The sequence below is a fragment of the Clavibacter phaseoli genome (genome assembly GCF_021922925.1).
GTDB lineage: Bacteria > Actinomycetota > Actinomycetes > Actinomycetales > Microbacteriaceae > Clavibacter > Clavibacter phaseoli.
The window spans coordinates 595,516-615,933 of record NZ_CP040786.1; the positions used below are offsets into that span (position 1 = coordinate 595,516).

The 20,418-nt window shown below is 74.2% G+C and carries 21 protein-coding genes; 11 read left to right on the forward strand and 10 right to left on the reverse strand.

Features of this window, described 5'->3' with window-relative positions:
* Window positions 1-15 precede the first annotated feature (15 nt).
* Window positions 16-1,533: an aspartate ammonia-lyase gene (locus FGI33_RS02770; RefSeq protein WP_119433985.1), complete on the forward strand. Its 1,518-nt coding sequence runs from the start codon at window positions 16-18 to the stop codon at window positions 1,531-1,533.
* A 73-nt stretch (window positions 1,534-1,606) separates the two neighbouring features.
* On the opposite strand, the gene FGI33_RS02775 is transcribed toward FGI33_RS02770, so the two are convergent.
* The 4 genes from FGI33_RS02775 to FGI33_RS02790 form a co-directional block, all read right to left on the reverse strand.
* The gene (locus tag FGI33_RS02775; protein WP_119433984.1) at window positions 1,607-2,641 is read right to left on the reverse strand and encodes a hypothetical protein; all 1,035 of its coding nucleotides are present in this window, start codon (window positions 2,639-2,641) and stop codon (window positions 1,607-1,609) included.
* Between the two features lie 43 nt (window positions 2,642-2,684).
* On the reverse strand, window positions 2,685-2,822 hold the full coding sequence (locus FGI33_RS02780) for a hypothetical protein (RefSeq protein ID WP_182623266.1): 138 nt from the start codon (window positions 2,820-2,822) through the stop codon (window positions 2,685-2,687).
* A gap of 29 nt (window positions 2,823-2,851) precedes the next feature.
* Window positions 2,852-3,730, reverse strand: a complete 879-nt coding sequence (locus tag FGI33_RS02785; protein WP_119433983.1) for a fumarylacetoacetate hydrolase family protein — start codon at window positions 3,728-3,730, stop codon at window positions 2,852-2,854.
* 100 nt (window positions 3,731-3,830) lie between these two features.
* Window positions 3,831-6,350: an ATP-dependent DNA ligase gene (locus FGI33_RS02790; protein ID WP_237582227.1), complete on the reverse strand. Its 2,520-nt coding sequence runs from the start codon at window positions 6,348-6,350 to the stop codon at window positions 3,831-3,833.
* A 36-nt stretch (window positions 6,351-6,386) separates the two neighbouring features.
* Here FGI33_RS02790 and ku point away from each other — a divergent pair, with 36 nt between their 5' ends.
* The gene (gene ku / locus FGI33_RS02795) at window positions 6,387-7,436 is read left to right on the forward strand and encodes a non-homologous end joining protein Ku (protein ID WP_119435418.1); all 1,050 of its coding nucleotides are present in this window, start codon (window positions 6,387-6,389) and stop codon (window positions 7,434-7,436) included.
* A 3-nt stretch (window positions 7,437-7,439) separates the two neighbouring features.
* Here ku and FGI33_RS02800 read toward each other — a convergent pair whose 3' ends face one another.
* Complete coding sequence (locus tag FGI33_RS02800) at window positions 7,440-8,390, reverse strand: DNA-3-methyladenine glycosylase family protein (protein WP_237582228.1); 951 nt, start codon at window positions 8,388-8,390, stop codon at window positions 7,440-7,442.
* 58 nt (window positions 8,391-8,448) lie between these two features.
* On the opposite strand from FGI33_RS02800, the gene FGI33_RS02805 reads away from it, so the two are divergent.
* The 5 genes from FGI33_RS02805 (at window position 8,449) to FGI33_RS02825 (ending at window position 13,750) form a co-directional block, all read left to right on the forward strand.
* Window positions 8,449-9,876, forward strand: coding sequence for an FAD-binding oxidoreductase (locus FGI33_RS02805; protein ID WP_237582229.1), 1,428 nt, complete (start codon window positions 8,449-8,451; stop codon window positions 9,874-9,876).
* Between the two features lie 104 nt (window positions 9,877-9,980).
* On the forward strand, window positions 9,981-11,186 hold the full coding sequence (locus FGI33_RS02810) for a PrsW family intramembrane metalloprotease (RefSeq protein ID WP_204585928.1): 1,206 nt from the start codon (window positions 9,981-9,983) through the stop codon (window positions 11,184-11,186).
* Between the two features lie 88 nt (window positions 11,187-11,274).
* Window positions 11,275-11,553 (forward strand): DUF3072 domain-containing protein, encoded by a 279-nt coding sequence (locus tag FGI33_RS02815; protein ID WP_119403276.1) that lies wholly within the window; start codon window positions 11,275-11,277, stop codon window positions 11,551-11,553.
* A gap of 101 nt (window positions 11,554-11,654) precedes the next feature.
* Window positions 11,655-12,266 carry a recombinase family protein gene (locus FGI33_RS02820; protein WP_119435266.1) on the forward strand — a complete coding sequence of 204 codons (612 nt, stop codon included), beginning with the start codon at window positions 11,655-11,657 and terminating at the stop codon, window positions 12,264-12,266.
* Window positions 12,267-12,370: 104 nt separating this feature from the next.
* The gene (locus FGI33_RS02825) at window positions 12,371-13,750 is read left to right on the forward strand and encodes a D-alanyl-D-alanine carboxypeptidase/D-alanyl-D-alanine-endopeptidase (RefSeq protein ID WP_119435265.1); all 1,380 of its coding nucleotides are present in this window, start codon (window positions 12,371-12,373) and stop codon (window positions 13,748-13,750) included.
* Window positions 13,751-13,790: 40 nt separating this feature from the next.
* Here the strand turns inward: FGI33_RS02825 and FGI33_RS02830 are convergent, their stop codons facing one another.
* The 5 genes from FGI33_RS02830 to FGI33_RS02850 all read right to left on the reverse strand — a co-directional run bounded on the left by FGI33_RS02830 (window position 13,791) and on the right by FGI33_RS02850 (window position 17,455).
* Entirely contained in the window at window positions 13,791-14,450 is a 660-nt protein-coding gene (locus FGI33_RS02830) for a response regulator (protein ID WP_119435264.1), read from the reverse strand.
* Window positions 14,447-15,688 (reverse strand): sensor histidine kinase, encoded by a 1,242-nt coding sequence (locus tag FGI33_RS02835; RefSeq protein ID WP_237582230.1) that lies wholly within the window; start codon window positions 15,686-15,688, stop codon window positions 14,447-14,449. Before FGI33_RS02835 ends, FGI33_RS02830 begins: the two co-directional genes overlap by 4 nt.
* 78 nt (window positions 15,689-15,766) lie before the next feature.
* Window positions 15,767-15,976, reverse strand: coding sequence for a hypervirulence associated TUDOR domain-containing protein (locus FGI33_RS02840; RefSeq protein ID WP_086526048.1), 210 nt, complete (start codon window positions 15,974-15,976; stop codon window positions 15,767-15,769).
* The gene (locus tag FGI33_RS02845; RefSeq protein ID WP_119401877.1) at window positions 15,976-16,773 is read right to left on the reverse strand and encodes an SDR family NAD(P)-dependent oxidoreductase; all 798 of its coding nucleotides are present in this window, start codon (window positions 16,771-16,773) and stop codon (window positions 15,976-15,978) included. The genes FGI33_RS02840 and FGI33_RS02845 overlap by 1 nt, the downstream gene beginning before the upstream one ends.
* 121 nt (window positions 16,774-16,894) lie before the next feature.
* A complete protein-coding gene (locus FGI33_RS02850) occupies window positions 16,895-17,455 on the reverse strand; it encodes a Dps family protein (protein WP_119434939.1) in 561 nt (186 codons plus the stop codon).
* Between the two features lie 244 nt (window positions 17,456-17,699).
* Between FGI33_RS02850 and FGI33_RS02855 the strand changes: the two genes are divergently transcribed.
* From FGI33_RS02855 to FGI33_RS02870, 4 genes are all read left to right on the forward strand, one after another.
* Window positions 17,700-18,578 carry an SMP-30/gluconolactonase/LRE family protein gene (locus FGI33_RS02855; protein WP_119434937.1) on the forward strand — a complete coding sequence of 293 codons (879 nt, stop codon included), beginning with the start codon at window positions 17,700-17,702 and terminating at the stop codon, window positions 18,576-18,578.
* A gap of 82 nt (window positions 18,579-18,660) precedes the next feature.
* Window positions 18,661-19,227, forward strand: coding sequence for a type 1 glutamine amidotransferase domain-containing protein (locus FGI33_RS02860; protein ID WP_119434938.1), 567 nt, complete (start codon window positions 18,661-18,663; stop codon window positions 19,225-19,227).
* 47 nt (window positions 19,228-19,274) lie between these two features.
* Entirely contained in the window at window positions 19,275-19,802 is a 528-nt protein-coding gene (locus tag FGI33_RS02865) for a hypothetical protein (protein WP_237582231.1), read from the forward strand.
* Window positions 19,803-19,811: 9 nt separating this feature from the next.
* Entirely contained in the window at window positions 19,812-20,414 is a 603-nt protein-coding gene (locus tag FGI33_RS02870; protein WP_119434792.1) for a signal peptidase II, read from the forward strand.
* The last annotated feature ends 4 nt before the right edge of the window (window positions 20,415-20,418 follow it).

The window sequence follows — 20,418 nt, forward strand, 5'->3', positions numbered from 1 at the left end:
CGATGGAGCCTCCACATGACCCCTGCCAGCCCGAACGACGACCGCATCCCGACGCCGGAGGGCCACCCCGTCCGGACCGAGACCGACAGCCTGGGGAGCATGGACGTCCCCGCCGACGCGTACTGGGGGATCCACACGGCGCGCGCGCTCGAGAACTTCCCCATCAGCCTGCGGCCGCTGAGCGTCTACCCGGAGTTCGTCGTGGCGCTCGCGCAGGTGAAGCAGGCCGCGGCCCGCGCCAACGTGCAGATCGGGGTGCTGGACGCGCGGAAGGCGAAGCAGATCGACGAGGTCTGCTCGGAGATCATCGCCGGTGAGCTGCACGACCAGTTCGTGGTCGGCGTGATCCAGGGCGGCGCCGGGACGAGCACCAACATGAACACCAACGAGGTCATCGCGAACCGCGCCCTCGAGAGGGCCGGCCACGCGCTCGGCGACTACAGGCACATGCACCCGCTCGACGACGTGAACCGCAGCCAGTCGACGAACGACACGTACCCGACCGCGCTCAAGGTCGCCCTCATCCACTCGCTGCTGCAGACGCTCGACGAGCTCGACCTGCTGCGCCGCTCCTTCCTCGCGAAGGGCGCGCAGTTCTCGCAGGTGCTCAAGGTCGGTCGCACCCAGCTGCAGGACGCCGTGCCCATGACGCTCGGCCAGGAGTTCCACGGCTTCGCCACGACGCTCGGCGAGGACCACGCGCGGCTCGGCGAGCTCGTGCCGCTGCTGTCGGAGATCAACCTCGGCGCGACGGCGATCGGCACGGGCATCACGGCGGATCCGAACTACGCGGCCGCCGTGCGCGGGCACCTCAGCGCCATCACGGGCTACACGCTCGTGACCGCGAGCGATCTCATCGAGGCGACGAGCGACGCGGGCGTCTTCATGACGCTCTCCTCGACGCTCAAGCGCGGCGCCATCAAGCTCTCGAAGATCTGCAACGACCTGCGGCTGCTGTCGTCGGGGCCGCAGGCGGGGCTCGGCGAGATCAACCTGCCGCCGCGCCAGGCGGGGTCGAGCATCATGCCGGGCAAGGTCAACCCGGTGATCCCCGAGGTCGTCAACCAGGTCGCGTTCTCCATCGCGGGCGCCGACGTCACGGTGACGATGGCGGCCGAGGGCGGGCAGCTGCAGCTCAACGCGTTCGAGCCGGTCATCGCGCACTCGCTGCTGCAGTCCCTCAGCTGGCTGCGGAACGCGGCGAAGACCCTGCGGGTGAACTGCATCGACGGGATCACGGCGAACACCGAGCGGCTCGCGGCCCAGGTGGAGTCGTCGGTCGGGGTCGTCACGGCGCTCACGCCGTACATCGGCTACGCCGCGTCCTCCAGCCTCGCGAAGACGGCGCTGATGACGAGCGCGTCGATCCCGGACCTCGTCGTGGAGGCGGGGCTCATGACGCGGACGCAGGTGGAGAAGATCCTCGCGCCCGACCGGCTCTCGGGGCTCGAGCCCGTGACGGCGGCGATGTCCGTGATCACGCCGGAGATGCTCGCGGCCCACGCGGCCGAGGAGGGCGGTCAGTCCGACTGACCCGCCCCCTGACGAGGACAGCGCGCCGCGGCCCGAGGGCTGCGGCGCGCTGTCGCGTGCGGGGTGGTGCGGGTCAGGCCTCGTCGCCGGATGTGCGGGCCGGGGTGGTGCCGGTCGCGTCGTCGGAGGGGGCGGGGTGCGCGGGCTCCTCGCGGTGCACGGATCCGGCGATGTCGCCCGGGGTCGGCACGTGCGGCGCGTCGGCCGGCTTCGGGGTCGTCTTCGTCTTCGGCGCGGACTTCTTCGCGGCGGATCCGGACTTCGCGGCGGACCCGGGCTTCGCGGGAGCAGGAGCCGGCGCGGGAGCGGGCGTCGCGGCGGCGGGCGCCTCGTCGGCGTCGGTCGGCTCGCCGAGGTCGTCGGGGCCGAGGGTGTCGAGGTCCTCGTCCGCGTCGTCGTCGGTGCCGTCGGCGGACGCGTCCTGCTCGCCCGCGCGGGCGGCGCCGTCCTGGGGGATCGCCACGGGACCGGTCTCGTCCTCGTCGTCGAAGGAGGCGAGGGCCTCGTCGCGCGCCTCGGCCGCGGTGAAGACGGCACGGCGGCCGGCCTCCTCGCCGCGCTCGCGCAGGTCCTCGGCCGTGGCCTGGACGCGCGTGCGCGCCTCCTCGGCGGTCTCGACGACGCGGCCGCGGACGTCCTCGGCGGTCTCCGCGACGCGGTGCCCGACCTCGGTGGCCTGCTGGCCGACGCGGTCGACGACGTGCTTGGTCTGGTCCGCCGTGCGGGTGCCGAGGTCCTTGGCGGTGTCGCCGACCCGGCCCGCGATGTCCTGCGTGGTGCTGCCGACGCGGCCCGCGACGTCCTGCGTGGTGGTGCCGATGCGCTCGCCCACCGTGTGCGCGGTGCGGCCGACCGCGACGGCGGCGCCCTGGACGGCGTGGCCGACGAAGTCCGCGACCTCGCGGGCGGTCTCGACCGTGCGCTCGACGACGACCGGGCCCTTCTCGTCGAGCACGGTCTGCGCCTGGCGGACGCCGCGCTGGACGGGCTCGCTCGACCACACGGAGCGCGAGGTGCGCGCGATCCCCTCGTAGCGCTTGCGCCCGGCGCGTGCGCCGAGGATGTATCCGGTGCCGATGCCGGCGAGGAAGAGGAGGCGGTTGATCATGCGTCGAGCCTAGACGCGGCGGGCGTGCGTCGGCCGGGAGAGGCTACGCGTCGTCCTCGCCCTGCCGGCCGGTCGCGTCGTGCAGCTCGTCCGTCTCGGGATCCACCGCGTCGGGCGCCGACAGGTCGGCGTCCTCGGGGATGGAGTGGTCGTGGATCGGATCCTGCTGCTGGTCGGTCATGCGATCGAGCCTACGCGCGGGCCCTGCCGTCAGAGGATGCGCGTGTGCGTCGTGAGCGAGCCGATGCCCTCGACGGAGACCGTGACGGTGCTGCCGTCCTTGAGGAAGATCTGCGGGTCGCGCGAGTAGCCGGCGCCGCTGGTCGTGCCCGTGGAGATGAGCGTGCCGGGCTGCAGCGTGGACGACGTGGAGAGGTAGGAGACGAGGCGCGCGACCGTGCGGACCATGCCGCTCGTGCGGCCGTCCTGCACCGTCTCGCCGTCGAGGACCGTCGTGATGCGGAGGTCCTGCGGATCCGGCACCTCGTCGCGCGTGACGACGACGGGACCCGTGGGGGAGAAGCCGTCGAAGCTCTTGCAGCGGCTCCACTGCTGCTCCGAGAACTGCAGGTTGCGGGCCGTGATGTCGTTGACGACCGTGTAGCCGAAGACGTGGTCGAGCGCGTCCTCGACGGACACGTCGCGGGCGGCCTTGCCGATGACGACGCCGAGCTCGACCTCGTAGTCGACCTCCTCGCTGAGCGAGCGCGGCCAGCTCGTGGTGCCCTCGTGGCCCGAGAGCGAGTTCGGCCAGAGCGCGAAGACGGTGGGCGCGGAGGCGCTCGTGATGTTGAGCTCCTCGGCGTGCGCGGAGTAGTTGAGGCCCACGGCGTAGACGGCCGGCGGGCGGAGGATCGCGGAGGCGTGCGTGAGGCCGTCGACCGGCGTGGTGCTCGTGCGGGTCGCGACGGCGCGCTCGACGGTGGCGCGGACGCGGGCCATCTCGTCGTCGCCGCGCTCGATGAGGTCCTGCAGGTCGCGCGGGGAGTCGTCGAGCACCTCGTCGAGGAAGAGCGCCTCGCCCTCGGAGACGATGGCGGCCAGTCGGGGGGTCACGCCGTCGTCGGCGAGCAGGTGGGCGAACTTCATGCCACGAGCGTATCGGGCGGGCGCGGTCGGCCGCGGTTGCGGTCATAACGTGCATGGGAAGGTCCGCCTCACCTGCGCCCGGGGCCGCGAAGGGCGCGGGTCAGCCCTCGCGGACGACCTCGTCGGGCGACTTGTCGTGCCGCCAGCCGCGCCACGACGCCTGGCGGAGGCGTCCGGTCGAGGTCCACTCGGCGAACTCGACCTCGCCGACGAGTCGGGGCGTGATCCAGTGCGCGTCGCGGGCGTCCGCCGCCGGCACGTCGGCGAACGGGCTCGTCTTCCGCGCGAGCGGGCGGAACCGGCGGAGGGCGTCGTCGAGGTCGCGCTCGGTGAAGCCCGTGCCGACGCGGCCCGCGTACTCCAGGCCGTCGGGACCGGGGACGCCGACGAGCAGCGAGCCGATGCCGGATGCCCGGCTGCCGGATCCGGGCCGCCAGCCGCCGACCACGACCTCCTGCGCGCGGTGGTGCTTGACCTTGATCCAGGCGCTCGACCGCCGCCCCGACTCGTAGGGCGCGTCGACGCGCTTGGCGACGACGCCCTCGAGGCCGAGCTCCCGGCTGGTGGCGAGCGCCCCGTCGAGGTCGCCGTCGAAGGCGGGCGGGACCTGGATCCGGCCGCGGCCCGGCGACCGCACGGCGTCGAGGAGGGCGGCGCGACGCTCCCGGTACGGCTCGTCGACGAGCACGCGGTCGCCGATGGCCAGCGCGTCGAAGAGCATGAGGTGCACGGGCGCGGCCTTGCGGGCGCGCGCGACGTCCTTCTCGCCCGTCAGGCCGAGGCGCGTCTGCAGGAGGCCGAAGTCGGGGCGGCCGCCGGATCCGAGGACCACGATCTCGCCGTCGAGCACCGCGGCGTCGACGGCGAGCTGGTCGGGTAGCTCGGCGAGCTCGGGGAAGGCGGGCGTGAGGTCGACGCCGTTGCGGCTCGTGATGGTCGCGCGGCCGTCCGCGACGACGGCGATCGCGCGACAGCCGTCCCACTTCATCTCGACGGCCCACTCCTCGTCGGGGTCGAGGCCGGCGCCGGTCGCGGCGGTCGCGAGCATGGGCGCGGGGGCGGATGCGGCGCCGCCGCGGCGGCGGGCGCCGACGCGCGTGCGGCCGCCCGCCTTCTCGAGCGACGCCGGGCGCGCCGGCTTCGCGTGCGCTGTCGCGGGCGCGTCCGCGGGCTCCATCAGGTGGATCAGCCAGTTCGCGTCGGCCTTCCCGTGCCCGCCCGTGTGGATGAGCGCGTACCGTCGCGGCCCGTCGATGCCGGTGCCCTCGCCCCGCCCGTGCAGCGTCGCGATGACCTCCTTCCCGTCGCGCCACTTCTCCAGCTCGAAGGTGCCCGCGTCCCAGATGGCGACCTCGCCGCCGCCGTACTCGCCCACCGGGATCGTGCCCTCGAAGGACCCGTACTCGAGCGGGTGGTCCTCCGTCTGCACCGCGAGGTGGTTCGTGCCGTGCTCGGTGGGCACGCCCTTGGGGAGGGCCCAGCTGACGAGCACGCCGTCGTGCTCCAGCCGGAAGTCCCAGTGCAGCGCGCGGGCGTGGTGCTCCTGGATCACGAAGGAGCGGCCATCGGACGGCGCGGGCGACTCCGCCGGCACGGGCTCGCTCGTCTTCGCGGCGTCGCGCTTGGAGCGGTAGGTCGCGAGCCGGTCGTCGGCGGCGTCCGCGTCGTCGGACGGCTCCTTCCGCGCGAAGCCCGCGAGCCGCTCACGGGTCGGCTGGAGGCTCTCGCGGTGGCCCTGCTCGACGGGGGCGAGCGGATCCTCGCGCCTCCGCATCCGCGCGATGACCTCGTCCAGCTCCAGGTGCCGGAGGGTCGGCGACGCGAGCTCGCGCCACGTCCGCGGCACCGCGACCGTCGGCCGGGAGCGCCCGCGCAGCGAGTACGGCGCGACCGTGGTCTTGTTGGGGTTGTTCTGGCTCCAGTCGACGAGCACCTTTCCCTGCCGCAGCGCCTTCCGCATGTCGCTCACGACGAGGTCCGGGTGGTCGGCCTCGAGCGCGCGGGCGAGCTCGTGGGCGACCTCGGAGATCGCGTCCGCATCGTGGCTGCCGTCGAGGGCGGCGTAGAGGTGGATGCCCTTGGATCCGCTCGTCACCGGGTACGGCCCGAGGCCCATGTCGCGGAGGATCGCCCGGGCCGCCTTCGCGACCTCGACGCACTCGGGGAGGCCGGCGCCCGGGCCGGGATCGAGGTCCAGCACGAGCCGGTCGGGGCGGCGCACGTCGCCCGTGCGGCCGAAGCGCCACTGCGGCACGTGCAGCTCGAGCGCCGCGATCTGCCCGAGCCACGTGAGCGTCGCCACGTCGCCGACGAGGGGGTAGTCGTTCGCGTGGTCCCTGTGCTGGATCGCCCGCCGCTGCACCCACTCGGGCGTGTGCGCGTCGAGGTCCTTCTGGAAGAACATCTTCCCCGGCTGCTCGTCGGTGCCGACGCCGTCGACCCAGCGCTTGCGGGTGACGGGCCGGTCGCGGAGGTGGGGCAGCATGTGCGGCGCGATGGCGGCGTAGTAGGCGATGACGTCGCCCTTGGTCGTCCCGGTCGTCGGGTACAGCACCTTGTCGAGGTTCGTGAGCGCGATCCGGTGCCCGTCGACCTCGACCTGCTGCTTCGCCCCCGCCATCGCTCCAGCATGGCCCCGCCGGTGTTCACTTGGTCCATGAGAGCCATCTGGAAGGGCGCCGTCACCTTCGGCCTCGTCAACGTGCCCGTGAAGGTCTACAGCGCGACGCAGGACCACGACGTGCCGCTGCACCAGGTCCACGACGCCGACGGCGGGCGGATCCGCTACCAGCGCCGCTGCGAGGTGTGCGGCAAGGTCGTCGACTACGCCCACATAGACAAGGCGTTCGACGACGGCGACCGCACCGTGGTGATCACCGAGGAGGACCTCTCGAGCCTCCCCGAGGAGAAGAGCCGCGAGATCGACGTCGTCGAGTTCGTGCCGAGCGACCAGGTCGACCCCGTGATGCTCGACCGCAGCTACTTCCTCGAGCCCGACTCCTCGAGCCCCAAGTCGTACGCGCTGCTGCGCCGGACGCTCCAGGAGACGGACCGCACCGCGATCGTCCACGTGACCCTCCGCCAGCGCACCCGGCTCGCGGCGCTCCGCGTGCGCGGCGACGTGCTCATGCTGCAGACGCTGCTCTGGGACGACGAGGTGCGCGAGGCCGACTTCCCGTCGCTCGACGCCGCGCCCAAGGTGTCACCGCGGGAGCTGAAGATGTCGGCGCAGCTCGTCGAGGGGTTCGCGGAGGACTTCGACCCGTCGAAGTTCGGCGACGAGTACCAGGAGCAGCTCAAGACCCTCATCGACGCGAAGCTCGCGCAGGGCGACTCGCTCGACACCGACGCGACCTTCGGCGAGGGCGACGACGACGAGGAGGACGCGGGCGGCGAGGTGCTCGACCTCATGGACGCGCTGAAGCGGAGCATCGAGCGGAGCCGGGGCGGGGCATCCGGGGCGACGGGGAAGGCGGCGCCGGCGAAGAGGACGGCCGCCAAGGAGAAGGCGAGCGGGGCCGAGGGGAGCACCGCGACGAAGGGCGCCGCGAAGAAGTCGACGGCGAAGTCCTCGAGCGCGGAGTCGACGACCGAGAAGAAGGCGAGCGCGAAGAAGTCGACGACGAAGAAGGCGAGCGCGAAGAAGGCCACCACGAAGAAGGGCGGCGCCGCGAAGGATCCGGCAGCCGAGAGGAAGAGCGCCTAGGCGTCAGCCCGCGGCCGGCATCCCGTCGGTCATGACGCGCCAGAGGTGCAGCGTCGCGTAGGAGCGCCACGGCGACCACGCGGCGGCGCGCGCGTCGAGCGCGCGGGCCTCGTCGGGGAGCCCGAGCGCGGCCGCGCCGCGGCGGACGATGAGGTCGCCGGAGAGCAGGATGTCCGGCTCGCCGAGCGCGCGCATCGCGACGTAGTCGGCGGTCCAGGGGCCGACGCCGTGGAACGCGACGAGCGCGGCCCGGAGCTCCGCGCGCGGCATGCCGTGCGCGATCACGAGCTCGCCGGCCTCGAGCGCCTCGGCGAGGCGGATCAGCGTGGCCGTGCGCCGGGCGGGCCCGCGCAGCAGCTCGGCGCCGTCGCGCGCGATCCGGGCGGCCGAGGGCATGAGCCGCGTGACGGATCCGTGCGCGACGGACGCGGGCAGGTCCTCGCCGAGGTCGGCGGTCATGCGGCCGTGGGTGGCGCGGGCGCTGGCGACGGAGATCTGCTGGCCGACGATGGTGCGGAAGAGGGTCGAGCGCGGATCCAGCGTGCCGGGGATCCGCAGGCCGGGGGTCGCGCGCACGGCGGCCGCGAGCGCGGGGTCGCGGGCGAGGTCGGCGTCGATGCGGTCGGCGTCGACATCGAGGCCGAGGAGGCGGCGCGTGCCGGCGAGGAGCTCGGCGGCGTCGGCGGCGTGCTCGACGCGCGTGGTGACCTCGACGCGGGTGGACGCGTCCGGCGCGTGGTCCTGCACGTCCGCGTCCGCGTCGAGCAGCCGCACGGTCACCGTCCCCGCGCCGTGCGCGAGCCGCGCCGACTGCGTGAACGTCGTGGCGTCGCCCTCCTCCGCGCCCGTGACGGCGTGCCAGGAGAGGAAGCGGATCACGCCGCCGCCGTCGAAGGGCGCGGGGACCTCGAGCACCGTGCGGTCGACGTGCGCGGCGGCGCCGGGGGAGTCCATGCGACCAGCCTGCCCGACGCCCCCGACCGCGGCGGTCGCGCGACCTACAGTGGATCGCATGATCGACGACGACGTGATCCGCACCCCTCCGACGCCCGCCACCGCCGACGCCGTCCGCGCGGAGCTCGTCGCGGCCCTCGGCGACGTCGTCGCGACCGACCCGGCCTCCCTCGAGGACGCGCGCAGCGACCGGTCCGGCTACCGCAGCCCCGCGGATCCGATCGCCGTCGTGCGCGCGACCGAGGTGGCGCACGTCGTCGCGACGCTCCGCATCGCGCACGCCACCGGCACGCCCGTCGTCACGCGCGGCGCCGGCACGGGCCTCGCGGGCGGCGCCACGGCGACCGCGGGCGAGATCGTGCTGTCGGTGCGGGGCATGGACCGGATCCTCGAGGTCAGCGAGGCCGACGAGCTCGCGGTCGTCGAGCCCGGCGTCCTCAACGACGACCTCAACGCCGCGCTCGCGCCCCTCGGCCTCTGGTACTCGCCGGATCCCGCGAGCAAGGCCATCTCCACCATCGGCGGCAACATCGCCACCAACGCGGGCGGGCTCCTGTGCGCCAAGTACGGCGTGACCCGCGAGGCCGTCCTCGCGCTCACGGTCGTGCTCGCCGACGGCCGCGTCATCGACACGGGCCACCGCACGGTCAAGGGCGTCACGGGCTACGACCTCACCGCGCTCATGATCGGATCCGAGGGCACGCTCGGCGTCATCGTCCGCGCGACCGTGCGCCTCCGCCCGCTGCCGACCGCGACGCCCTCGACGGTCGCCGCCTTCTTCCCCGACTCCACCTCGGCGGCGGCCGCGTCCTCCGCCATCACGGCCGCGCGCATCCGGCCGGCCGCGATGGAGCTCCTCGACGCCGGCGCGCTCGAGGCCATCGACGCGTTCCTCGGCACCGACCACTCCACGCGCGGATCCGCCCACCTCCTCGTCCGCTGCGACGGCCCGGACGCCGCCGCGGAGGCCGCGCGCGTCGTCGAGGTGGTGGTCGCGGGCGGCGGCACGGCCGACGTGACCGACGACGCCGACGAGGGCGAGCGCCTCCTCGCGATCCGCCGCGCCTTCCACCCCGCGCTCGCCGCGCGCGGCCGCGTCCTCATCGAGGACGTCGCCGTGCCGCGGTCCCGGCTCGCCGACATGCTCGCGCGGATCCGGGAAATCGAGCGCGAGACGGGCCTCGCGATCCCCACGGTCGCGCACGCGGGCGACGGCAACCTACACCCGAACTTCTGCATCCCCGAGGACCCGACCACGCCCGACGGCGACGCGACGGGCATCCCCGACGACGTCTGGCGCGCGGCGGACCTCCTCTTCCGCGCGGCCGTCGACCTCGGCGGCACGCTCACGGGCGAGCACGGCGTGGGCCTGCTCAAGCGGCGCTGGCTCGCCGACGAGCTGGGCGAGGACGTCATGGGACTCGCCGCCGGCATCCGTCGCGTCTTCGATCCGCGGGGCATCCTCAACCCCGGCAAGGCGGCCTGACCGGCCGGCGTCGCGCCCACCGTGTCCGCGTGCGACGGCGCCCCTGACGGCCGCCGACCCCGCCAGTAGGCTGGCGAGGCCGATCCGCCGAAGAGAGGGCCGTCGTGACCGACCCGTCCATCCCCGTGACCGTCCACCGTCCCTCGCCGGCCTCGCCGCCCCCGTCCATGGAGCTCCCGACGCCGCACGCGTCGTCGCGCATCACGACGTCGGCCGTGCTCGGCGTCGTCGGCGTCGCCGTCCTGCTGCTCGTCGGCCTGGTCGTCGCGGCGTACCTCGTGCTCAGCCTCGGGATCCAGGCCGTCGCGATCTGCGCGCTCCTCGCCCTCATCCCGCTCGCCGGCGTGCTCCTCGCCATCCGCTGGGTGGACCGGTGGGAGCCCGAGCCGCGCCTGGCCCTGCTGTTCGCGCTGCTGTGGGGCGCCGCCGCGTCGGTCGCCATCGCGCTGCTGTTCGACCTCGTCGCGCAGTACGCGCGCCTCGCGATCGGGGTGCCCACGCGGTACACGGAGTTCCTGCAGCTCGCGGTCCAGGCACCCGTGGTCGAGGAGTCCGCGAAGGCGATCGGGCTGCTCCTCGTCTTCTGGGTCGCGCGCCGCCACTTCGACGGGCCGGTCGACGGCGTCGTCTACGGCGCCACCATCGCGGCGGGCTTCGCGTTCACGGAGAACATCGTCTACTTCGGCGGACCGCTCGTCTCGGGCACGACGGGCACGCTCGTCGGCACGTTCGTGCTGCGCGGCCTCTTCTCGCCGTTCGCGCACGTGACCTTCACCATGATCACCGGCATCGCGATCGGCTACGGCGCGCGCCGCGGGCCGGGGGCCGCCCTCGGGTTCGGCGCGATCGGCCTCGTCGGCGCCATCGTGCTGCACGCCCTCTGGAACACGGGCGTCACCATCACGGGCGACTTCCTCTCCTTCTACGTGCTGCTCCAGGTGCCGATCTTCGCGTTCCTCGTGACGGTCGTGATCCTCCTGCGCCGCTACGAGATCCACCTCACGCGCCGCCGGCTCCGCGAGTACGCCGCCGTCGGCTGGTTCACGCCCGCCGAGGTCGAGATGCTGAGCACGTGGCAGGGGCGTCGCCGGGCCCGGCTGTGGGCGCGCACGCGCGGCGGCGAGGTCGGACGGGCGATGGGGCTGTTCACGCGCGACGCCACGCGGCTCGCGTTCGCGCGCCAGCGGATGCTGTCGGAGCGGCCCGCCGCGTCCGGCCGCTCGGAGGCCGGCCACCTCGACGACGAGCGGCGCCTGCTGCGCGCCGTGACCGAGCACCGCGCGGCGCTCCTGCGCGGCGGGCGACGCTAGCCGCCCAGCGTCGCGGGCGCCCCCGGCGCCCCGTCCGGTGTCGCCGGTCGCGAGTAGCGTCGGAGGCACCACACGAGGAGGCACGACCATGAGCGATGCGAACCAGGACACCACCGGCGGCGACGAGAAGGAGATGCTCGGCTCCTCCACCCCCACGCCGCCGCAGAGCGCCGAGAAGGACCCGAGCACGTGGGTCACGGGCGACGAGCCGATGACGGGCGCGCAGCGCAGCTACCTCGACTCGCTCGCCACGCAGGCAGGCGAGGAGATCCCCGCCGACCTCAACAAGGCGGAGGCGAGCGAGCAGATCGAGCGCCTGCAGGAGAAGAAGGAGACCGCGTCGCCGCAGTCGGACGACGCGAGCTGATCGGAGCATGAACGCGACGGACGGGCGCCGGATCGGCGCCCGTCCGTCGTCGCGTGACGCGGGGGCGCACGCAGGGGGAGGCATCGCATGAGGGAGGACGCATGACCACGCTCGTCGGGTACGTCCGCGTCGCGCGCTCCGAGGAGCCGTACCAGGACCAGGTCGACGCGCTCGACGCGGCCGGCTGCGAGCGGATCTTCGTCGACGTCGCCGGCGGCCCCAAGGCCCCGCGACCCGGCCTGCAGGACGCGCTCGACTACCTGCGCGAGAACGACGAGCTGCTCGTCGTGAGCCTCGACCGGCTGGGGCCCGGCGTCGCCGACGTGGTGCGGATCCTCAACGGGCTCGAGGCGCGCGGCATCGCCTTCCGGGCCATCCGCGACGGACTGGAGGCCGGCACCGAGGCCGGCCGCGGGCTGTTCGCGGCCACGCTCGCCCTCGCCACGGTCGAGGCCACGACGCAGGCGGAGAAGCGCCGCCGTCGCCGCGCCGAGGAGACCGCCGCCCCGGAGACCGCGGAGGCGCCCGCCGCGTCCGCGCCGCCGTCGCTGCCCAAGGGCATCACGCGGCGGAAGCTCATGATCGCCGTCGAGGAGCGCTCGAAGGGCCGCGACACCGCGGAGATCGCGCGCGTGCTCGACGTGAGCGAGCGCGTCGTCTCGCGCGCGCTGGCCTGGGCCGAGTCGGGCCGCCAGGGCGGCATGCTGCGCTGATCGCGGTGACGCGGCGTACCGCGCGCCCCCGGATCGTCCGGCAGGGGGAGCGGCCGGCACCCGCGACGGAGGCGGCCGCCGGGCGCATTTCCTAGCCTGAGGACATGACCGGATCCCGTCCCGCCCGCACCCCGACCCGCCGGCGGTCGCGCGTCGCCCGTCGCCGCGACGCCGTGCTCGCGGGCGTCGTCGCGACCGCGGTGGTCGGCGTGGGCCTCCTCACCGGGATCCTCCCGTCGCCCGTCGGCGGCGCGTCGGCGGATTCCGCCTCGTGCACCGTCGACGCGCTCACGGCCGGCTGGTCGACCGGAACGCTGCACCTCTCCGCGGCGGAGGTCGACGGCGACGCGGGGGTCGCGGTCCTCGACGTGCGCGGCGACGAGCCCGCCGCCACCGCCAGCACCATGAAGGTCCTCACCGCCGCGGCCGCCGTCGAGGCGCTCGGCCCGGACCGCCGCATCGCCACGCGCGTCGTGCAGGGCGCGCGCGCCGACACGGTCGTCCTCGTCGGCGGCGGCGATGCCACGCTCAGCCGCCTGGCATCCGGCACCGACGGCGTCTACCCCGACGCCCCGCACCTCGACGACCTCGCGCGCCAGGTGCTCGAGGCCCGCCGCCAGGACCCCGACCTCGCGGGCGTCCCCATCCGCCGCCTCCAGGTCGACAGCAGCCTGTTCACCGGGCCCGCGTGGCTGCCGGAGTGGCCGCTCGAGGCGCGGCGCGGCGGATCCATGTCCAACATCACGGCGCTCATGGTCGACGGCGACCGCGACGACCCCGCCGAGCCCTACTCGCGCCGCGGCGAGGCGGCCGTCGCGCGCGCGGCCGACGCCTTCGCGGCGCTCCTCGGCGACGACGTGGCGGCCGACGGCCCGCTCGTGACCGCGGCGCCCGGATCCGCCGTGCTCGGCACCGTGGAGTCCGCGCCCGTCCGCGACCTCGTCGGCTACATGCTCACGCACTCCGACGACACGCTCGCGGAGACCCTCGCGCGGCTCGTCGCGATCGAGACGGGCGCGGGCAGCGCCGCCGCGGACATCCAGCGCGGCACGCCCGCCGCCCTCGCCGGCCTCGACCTGCCGACCGACGGGATCGTGCTGGTCGACGGCTCCGGCCTGTCGGACGCGAACCGGGTGCCGGCCGCGCTCCTCACGCGGCTCATGGTGCGGATCGCCGAGCACCGCGGCGACCTCGCCATCGTCGACGCCGGGCTCGCCGTCGCCGGGCGCACCGGCACGCTGGCCGAGGGTGGCCGCTTCACGGGCGAGGCCGACGCCGCCGCCGGTCGGATCCGCGGCAAGACGGGCACGCTCGAGCGGATGCACGGCCTCACCGGCATCGCCGACGCGGAGGACGGCACCGAGGTGGCCTTCACGATCTGGGCGGAGGACGTGGATCCGTCCGTCCCCGCGGAGTCCGCCCGCGCGGAGATCGACGCCCTCGCGACCGGGCTGCACCGCTGCGGCGGCGCGCTCGGCGGCTGATCCGCGGGCGGGACGACGACGCACGGGCGGCCGGAGGCTGCTACCCGGCGCGCTCCACGAGCCGGTGGTCGTGCGCGTACACGACGAGCTGCACGCGGTCCCGCAGCGCGAGCTTCGCGAGGATGCTGCTCACGTGCGTCTTCACGGTCGACTCGCTCACGAACTCGAGCGCCGCGACCTCCGCGTTCGACAGCCCGCGCGCCACGTGCCCGAAGACGTCCTTCTCGCGCGCGCTCAGCGAGCGGAACGCGGGCGGCGCCGGGGGAGCGGGGGCCGCGGTCGCGTCCGAGGTGAACAGCTGCGTGAGCTCGTCCGGCGCGAGGACGGCGCTGCCGGCGTGCACGGCGCGGATCGCCGCGGCGAGGAACGCGGGCGTCGCGTCCTTGAGCAGGAAGCCGCTGGCCCCGCCGCGGATCGCCGTGGCCGAGGCGCGGTCGAGCGCGAACGTCGTCAGCACGATGACGCGCGGCGGATCGGTCCGGCTCCCGTCGAAGAGCGCCCGCACGGTCTCGAGGCCGTCCATCACGGGCATGCGCATGTCGAGGAGCACGACGTCGGGCCGCACCTCGTCGATCACGGCGAGGCCCTCCCGCCCGTCGCCGGCCTCGCCGACGACCTCGAGGTCGGGCTGGGCGTCGAGGGCGACGCGCACGCCGCCGCGGAACAGCTCCTGGTCGTCGACGAGCACGATGCGGATCACGGGCGGCCTCCCGGCACGAGGGGGATGGGATGCGCGGCCGGCAGGGGGATGCGGGCGCGCGCGGTGAACAGGTCGTCGACGGCCTCGGCCTCGAGGTCGCCGCCGACGGCCGCGAGCCGGGCGCGCATGCCCTCGACCCCCGTGCCGACGCGCAGGGACTCGAGGCCGGTGTGGGCGCCGGGCTCGGGCAGGTCGCCGCGCCGGGCGACCGGGTTCTCGACCTCGAGCACGACGTCGGCGGCGCGCCAGGTCTCGCGGAGGCGGATCCGCCCGCCCGGGGCGCCGTGCCGCATCGCGTTGGTCGTCATCTCCTGCGCGACGCGGCGGATGACCACCTGGCGCGCGGGATCCACGGGCCGGCGGCTGCCGCGCACGTCGTGCGCGAGGTCGACGCCGGCCGCCCGCACCTGCGCGACGACCGCGTCGAGGTCCTCGGGCCCGTCGTCGGCCTCGGCCGGGCTGGTGCCGCTCAGCACCTCGCGCACCTCCGCGAGCGAGCGGCGGGCGGTGTCGGCGATGGTGGCGGAGACGCCGCGGATCCGCTCCTCGTCGTCGAGGAACTGCACCGAGTCGGCCTGGGCGATGATCACCGCGAGCGAGTGCCCGACGATGTCGTGCACGTCGCGCGCCATGCTCGCGCGCAGCGTCTCGGCCTGCGCGAGGTCGACGGCCTTGACGGCGGTGTCCTCCGCCTGGACGCGCAGGCGCGACTCGGAGCTGCGGGCGCGGATCGCGCGCGCCACGAGGCCGGTCAGCCACGCGAGGAGCAGGGCGAGGACGGGCGCCGCCGCGAAGATCACGCCGCCCGGGCCGCCGGGCTGCGTGAAGACGGAGAAGCGCGCGCCCGTCTGCAGGAGGTAGACGGTGGCCACCGAGCCGCCGACGAGGGCGGACGCGGCGCCGAGCACGGCGGTGATGCGGGATCCGCGTCGCGCCGTCGAGTAGAGCACGAGGAGGAGCGCGACGTCGGCGAAGCCGGGCCGCTCGCCCAGCTGCCACTGCGCCAGCGCCATCGCCCACGCGAGGACGAGCGCGGTGCCCGGGAGGACGGAGCGCACGATGATGGCGGCGAACGCCAGCGCGGCGACGAGGAGGCTCGCCTCCTGCACGTCCACGGGCGGGACCACGGCGAGGCCGGCGATCAGGAGTCCGGCGACCGCGTCGATCGCGACCTCGGCACCGGTGCGGCGACGGGGTGACGACGTCGAGCGCGTCGCGGCGGCGGTCCCGGTGTCCATCGGCCACAGCCTAGGCGCGGGCCCGGGGGCGGGTCGCCCCTCGCGGGTACCGGTCGCCGGTACCCGCGAGGGAGGGCCCTACTTCTTCTTCGTCAGCGCGGATCCCTTGTGGGCCGCGGTCTTGCCGGACTTGTCGCTCTCCACGATGTACGCGGGCTCGTCGGACGACGCCGTGAAGTGCTGCCCGTCGTGCTGGAAGTCCTTCGTCTTCTCCTCGACGACCTTCCCGTGGGTCTCGCCCTGCGGCGTGTTCCAGGTGACGTGGTCGCCCTTCTCCAGCTCGGCCATCAGATCGTCGCCACCGATCCGGAGTCGACGCGGTAGTTGGATCCGTTCACGAACGACGCGAGGTCGGAGCAGAGGAACGCGACCACGTTGGCGACCTCGGCGGGCTCGCCGCGGCGCTTGAGCTCCATGTACGGGCGCTCCTCGTCGAGGAAGGACTCGATCGCGTCGTCCTTCGAGGTGCCCAGCTGGTCGGCGCGCTTCTCCATCATCGCGTCGGTCATGGGCGTGTGGATGAAGGCGGGCGAGACCGCGTTCACGAGCAGGCCCTCCTTCGCGTAGCTGCGCGAGAGGCCCTTCGACAGCGCGAGGATCCCGGCCTTCGCGGCGCAGTAGGGGAGCTCGTCGTCGTACGGCTGCACGGCGTCCTCGGAGGCGAGGAACACGATCCGGCCCCAGCCGCCCTTCCGGAGCGACGGGAGGAACCGCTTCACGAGCCGCACGGGGCCCATGAGGTCGACCTCGATGGTGTTCGTCCAGCCCTCGTCGTCGATCTCGTGGAAGAGGCCCTGCGCGCCGGTGATGCCCGCGGACTGCACGAGGATGTCGATGTCGCCGACGGCCTCCTGCACCTTGTCGTGCAGCGCGGCGAGCGACTCGACGCTCGTCACGTCGGCCGCGAACGCGTGCACGCGGTCGCCGCCGTCGAGCTTCGCGGCGGCCTCGTCGAGCGATCCCTGGTCCTGGTCGCTGAGGACGACGGTCGCGCCCTCGGCGAGGAGGATGCGGGCGGTCTCCCACCCGATCCCCGAGTCGGCTCCCGTGATGAGCGCGGTCTTGCCTGTGATGCCGAGATCCATCTCGGTCTCCTCGTCTGCCCCGCGAGGGGCGTCGTGGTGCGGTCTGCCGTGCCCTCCTGGACACGACGAGGGCCGCACCTGGCGGCGCGGCCCTCGGGTCGTGATGTGCGTGCTGCTCGCGCTACTCGGCGGCCGAGCCGACGCGGCGGTTCTCCGCGGAGACCATCCACGCGTACTGCTCGAGCGCGGTGATGAAGCCGTGGAGGAGATCCGCGGTGGTCGGGTCCTCCTCGTCGACGTCGTCGTGCACCTCGCGCATGGTGTGCACGGCGGCCTCGAGGCGCTGGGTGATGAGGTCGACGGTCTCGGCCGTGTCCACCTCGCCCTGCGGGTACTCGGGGAGCGTCGTGGTCTCGGCGACGGTGTCGCTGCGGCCGTCCGGCGTGGCGTGCAGGGCGCGCATGCGCTCGGCCAGGTCGTCGCTGAACTCGCGCGCCGAGTCGATGATCTCGTCGAGCTGGAGGTGGAGGTCGCGGAAGTTCTTGCCGACGACGTTCCAGTGCGCCTGCTTGCCCTGGATGTGCAGCTCGATGAGGTCGACGAGCACCTTCTGCATGTTCTCGTGCAGCTGCTCGCTGGCCTTGAAGCCGCGCTCGGCGTTCTGGCGCTTGGTGGGCTTGGAGCCCTCGGGCTGGGTGGCCTTCTCGGATGCGCTGGTGGGGCGTTCGACGGTCGTGGTCATGTGCGACTCCTCGTTCTGTTCGTTCGTGGGGTCGGGGGTTCCCGATCCGCGCGGGGCGTCGTCCGGTGGGATCCGGCCCCGCTGGCCGGGCGCGCTCGCGCACGTCATCCGGCCTCTCCTCGACGGTACGCCCGCCGGTTCCTCGGCGCACGAACGGTGAGGGCGCTCACAGTCCGCGCCCAGGGTGGAGCGCCCGCGCTTCGCCCAGCGGACGGGCCGGCCCTCCCGGTGCTTGGCTGGATCCATGACCGTCCTCACCTCCGACCTCCGCGTCCTGCGCGACGCCCGCGCGATCCTCGTCGAGAGCCTGTGGTGGGATGCCGCGGGCGACGTCATGTGGAACGACATCACCGCGGGCACGCTGCACCGGAGCCCATGGGCAGGCGCGGTCGACGGATCCGACGACACCGTGCTCGAGCTGCCGCCGCCGCTCGCCTCCTTCCAGCCGGCCGACGACGGCGGCTACGTCGCGGGCCTCGGCGACCGCATCGTGCTCGTCGACCGGGAGGGCCGGATCACGCGCGAGCTCGCCCGGGTCGAGCACGCGCACGGGGGCATCCGGCTCAACGAGGGCAAGTGCGATCCCCGCGGCCGCTTCGTCATCGGCTCCATGGACGTCACCGACGGCGAGCCCGACGCGGCCGTCTACTCGGTCGACGGGTCCGGCGAGCTGCGCACGCTCCTCGGCGGCTTCGCGGTCACCAACGGCTTCGAGTGGACCGACGGCGGCCGCACCATGGTGCTCGCCGACACCGGGCAGCAGACCGTGTACCGGGCGCCCTACTCCGCCGACGGCGAGCTCGGGGAGCTCGAGCACTGGATCCACGGCGAGATGAGCGACGGCCTCACCCTCTACGTCGACGGCTACGCGTGGAACGGGATCTACGGCGCGGGCAAGGTGATCCGCTGGGCGCCCGACGGCACGAAGGACCTCGAGATCGAGATCCCGGCGCCGAACGTCACCTCGGTGGCGTTCGCGGGACCGGACCTGCGCACCCTCGTCATCGGCACGGCGCGCGAGAACCTCACCGAGGAGCAGCTCGAGGAGCACCCGCTCTCCGGCGGCGTCTTCGCGATCGACACCGCGGTGTCCGGCCGCCCGGTGTCCGTCTTCCGCACCTGACGCGGTCGGGGCCCGGCGGCCGGGCGTAGCGTCGACAGCGCCGTCCGACCGGGCGGCGACACTCTCACGAGGAGGAACGCACATGACCGGAGAGAGCATCCAGGGCCGCAAGGTGGCCTTCCTGCTGACGGACGGCTTCGAGCAGGTCGAGCTGACCGAGCCGTGGAAGGCCGTGCAGGAGGCGGGCGGCACGCCCGTCCTGGTGTCCCCGAAGTCGGACACCGTCCAGGGCCTCGACCACATCGACAAGGCCGACACGTTCGACGTCGACGTCCAGGTGAAGGACGCCGACGCGGCCGACTACGACGGCCTCGTGCTGCCCGGCGGCGTCGTGAACGCGGACGACATCCGCGTCGACGCCGACTCGGTGGCCTTCGCCAAGGCCTTCTTCACCGCGGGCAAGCCCGTCGCGGCGATCTGCCACGCGCCGTGGATCCTCATCGAGGCCGGCGTGGTCGACGGCCGCCGCATGACGTCGTTCCCGACCCTCGCCACCGACCTCCGCAACGCGGGCGCCGAGTGGGTCTACGAGGAGGTCGTGGTCGACAGCGGCTTCGTCACCAGCCGCAACCCGGACGACCTGCCCGCGTTCAACGCGAAGCTGATCGAGGAGATCGCCGAGGGCGAGCACGACGAGCAGCACGCCTGACCCGTCGGGCCCACCCGCGCGGACGGCCGCGCACCTAGGGTGAGGGCGTGACCACGCCCTCACCCGATGCGCGCTTCCGCCAGACCACGCCCGCCCCGCGCGCCGTCCGCCTCGCCGGGCTCGCGATCGCGGCGGCGGGCCTCGTGGTCCTCGTCGCCACCGGGGGCGGCGCGCTCGGCATCGTCCTGGCCGTGCTGCTCGTGGTGGCGGGTGCGGTGGTCGGCGCGCTGCGGATCCGCATCACGCTCGACCCGGACGAGGTCGAGGTGGCGCTCGTGCCGGTGAGGCGCATCCGGATCCCGTACTCCGCCATCGCGGACTGCACGGTCGTCGACCACCTCCGCCCGCGGACCGTCGGCGGCATCGGCGTGCGGTCCCTCCCGGGCGGCGGTGCGGCGATCCTGCTCGACGCCGGGCCCGCGGTCGCGATCGAGGCGGCCGACGGCACGCGCCACCTCGTCCGCAGCACGTTCCCGCGGGAGGCGGCCACGCGGATCCGCGACCGGGCGGCGACCGCTCCGCTCGCGCCTGCCGTCGCGGACGACCCGCAGGATCCGGCCGCGACCACCGCCTAGGCTCGTCGCGTGACCACCGCACCCGCCGCCGCACGCCGTTCCCGCACCTCCCGCCCCGTCGTCGTGGCGCTCGCGGTCGTCGTGGTGGTCGTCGGGTTCGTCCTCGACCAGCTCAGCAAGCGCTGGGCGGTGGATGCCCTCGGCGGCGGCGAGACCATCCCGCTGTTCCCGACCGCGCGCTTCGCCCTCGTCTACAACCCGGGCGTCTCCTTCGGCATGGGCGCCGAGGTGGGGCCGCTGCTCACCGTCGGGATCATGGCGCTCGCGCTCGGCCTCGCCGTCTGGGTCGGCTGGCAGATCCGCCACCGCGCGTCGCTGCTGCAGGTGCTGCTCCTCTCGGCCGTGCTCGCGGGCGCGCTCGGCAACCTCTTCGACCGCATCACGCGCGCGGAGGACGGGCCGCTGTCGGGCCACGTCGTCGACTTCATCGCCGTCGAGTGGTTCGCGGTCTTCAACGTGGCCGACATCCTCACCGTCTGCGGCATGATCGCGTGGGCGCTCACGACCGTGTTCGGGCGCGACCACACGGTCGACGCGAAGGACGCCGAGGCGGACGACGCAGACGCCGACTCGCCCGCCGGCGCCGGATCCGCGCCCGCCGACCGCGCCTGACGCC

Coding starts and splice junctions, on each gene's coding strand:
- FGI33_RS02770 (WP_119433985.1), top strand. CDS start 16: ATGACCCCTGCCAGCCCGAACGACGACCGCATCCCGACGCCGGAGGGC.
- FGI33_RS02775 (WP_119433984.1), bottom strand. CDS start 2,641: ATGATCAACCGCCTCCTCTTCCTCGCCGGCATCGGCACCGGATACATC.
- FGI33_RS02780 (WP_182623266.1), bottom strand. CDS start 2,822: ATGACCGACCAGCAGCAGGATCCGATCCACGACCACTCCATCCCCGAG.
- FGI33_RS02785 (WP_119433983.1), bottom strand. CDS start 3,730: ATGAAGTTCGCCCACCTGCTCGCCGACGACGGCGTGACCCCCCGACTG.
- FGI33_RS02790 (WP_237582227.1), bottom strand. CDS start 6,350: ATGGCGGGGGCGAAGCAGCAGGTCGAGGTCGACGGGCACCGGATCGCG.
- ku (WP_119435418.1), top strand. CDS start 6,387: ATGAGAGCCATCTGGAAGGGCGCCGTCACCTTCGGCCTCGTCAACGTG.
- FGI33_RS02800 (WP_237582228.1), bottom strand. CDS start 8,390: ATGGACTCCCCCGGCGCCGCCGCGCACGTCGACCGCACGGTGCTCGAG.
- FGI33_RS02805 (WP_237582229.1), top strand. CDS start 8,449: ATGATCGACGACGACGTGATCCGCACCCCTCCGACGCCCGCCACCGCC.
- FGI33_RS02815 (WP_119403276.1), top strand. CDS start 11,275: ATGAGCGATGCGAACCAGGACACCACCGGCGGCGACGAGAAGGAGATG.
- FGI33_RS02820 (WP_119435266.1), top strand. CDS start 11,655: ATGACCACGCTCGTCGGGTACGTCCGCGTCGCGCGCTCCGAGGAGCCG.
- FGI33_RS02825 (WP_119435265.1), top strand. CDS start 12,371: ATGACCGGATCCCGTCCCGCCCGCACCCCGACCCGCCGGCGGTCGCGC.
- FGI33_RS02835 (WP_237582230.1), bottom strand. CDS start 15,688: ATGGACACCGGGACCGCCGCCGCGACGCGCTCGACGTCGTCACCCCGT.
- FGI33_RS02840 (WP_086526048.1), bottom strand. CDS start 15,976: ATGGCCGAGCTGGAGAAGGGCGACCACGTCACCTGGAACACGCCGCAG.
- FGI33_RS02845 (WP_119401877.1), bottom strand. CDS start 16,773: ATGGATCTCGGCATCACAGGCAAGACCGCGCTCATCACGGGAGCCGAC.
- FGI33_RS02850 (WP_119434939.1), bottom strand. CDS start 17,455: ATGACCACGACCGTCGAACGCCCCACCAGCGCATCCGAGAAGGCCACC.
- FGI33_RS02855 (WP_119434937.1), top strand. CDS start 17,700: ATGACCGTCCTCACCTCCGACCTCCGCGTCCTGCGCGACGCCCGCGCG.
- FGI33_RS02860 (WP_119434938.1), top strand. CDS start 18,661: ATGACCGGAGAGAGCATCCAGGGCCGCAAGGTGGCCTTCCTGCTGACG.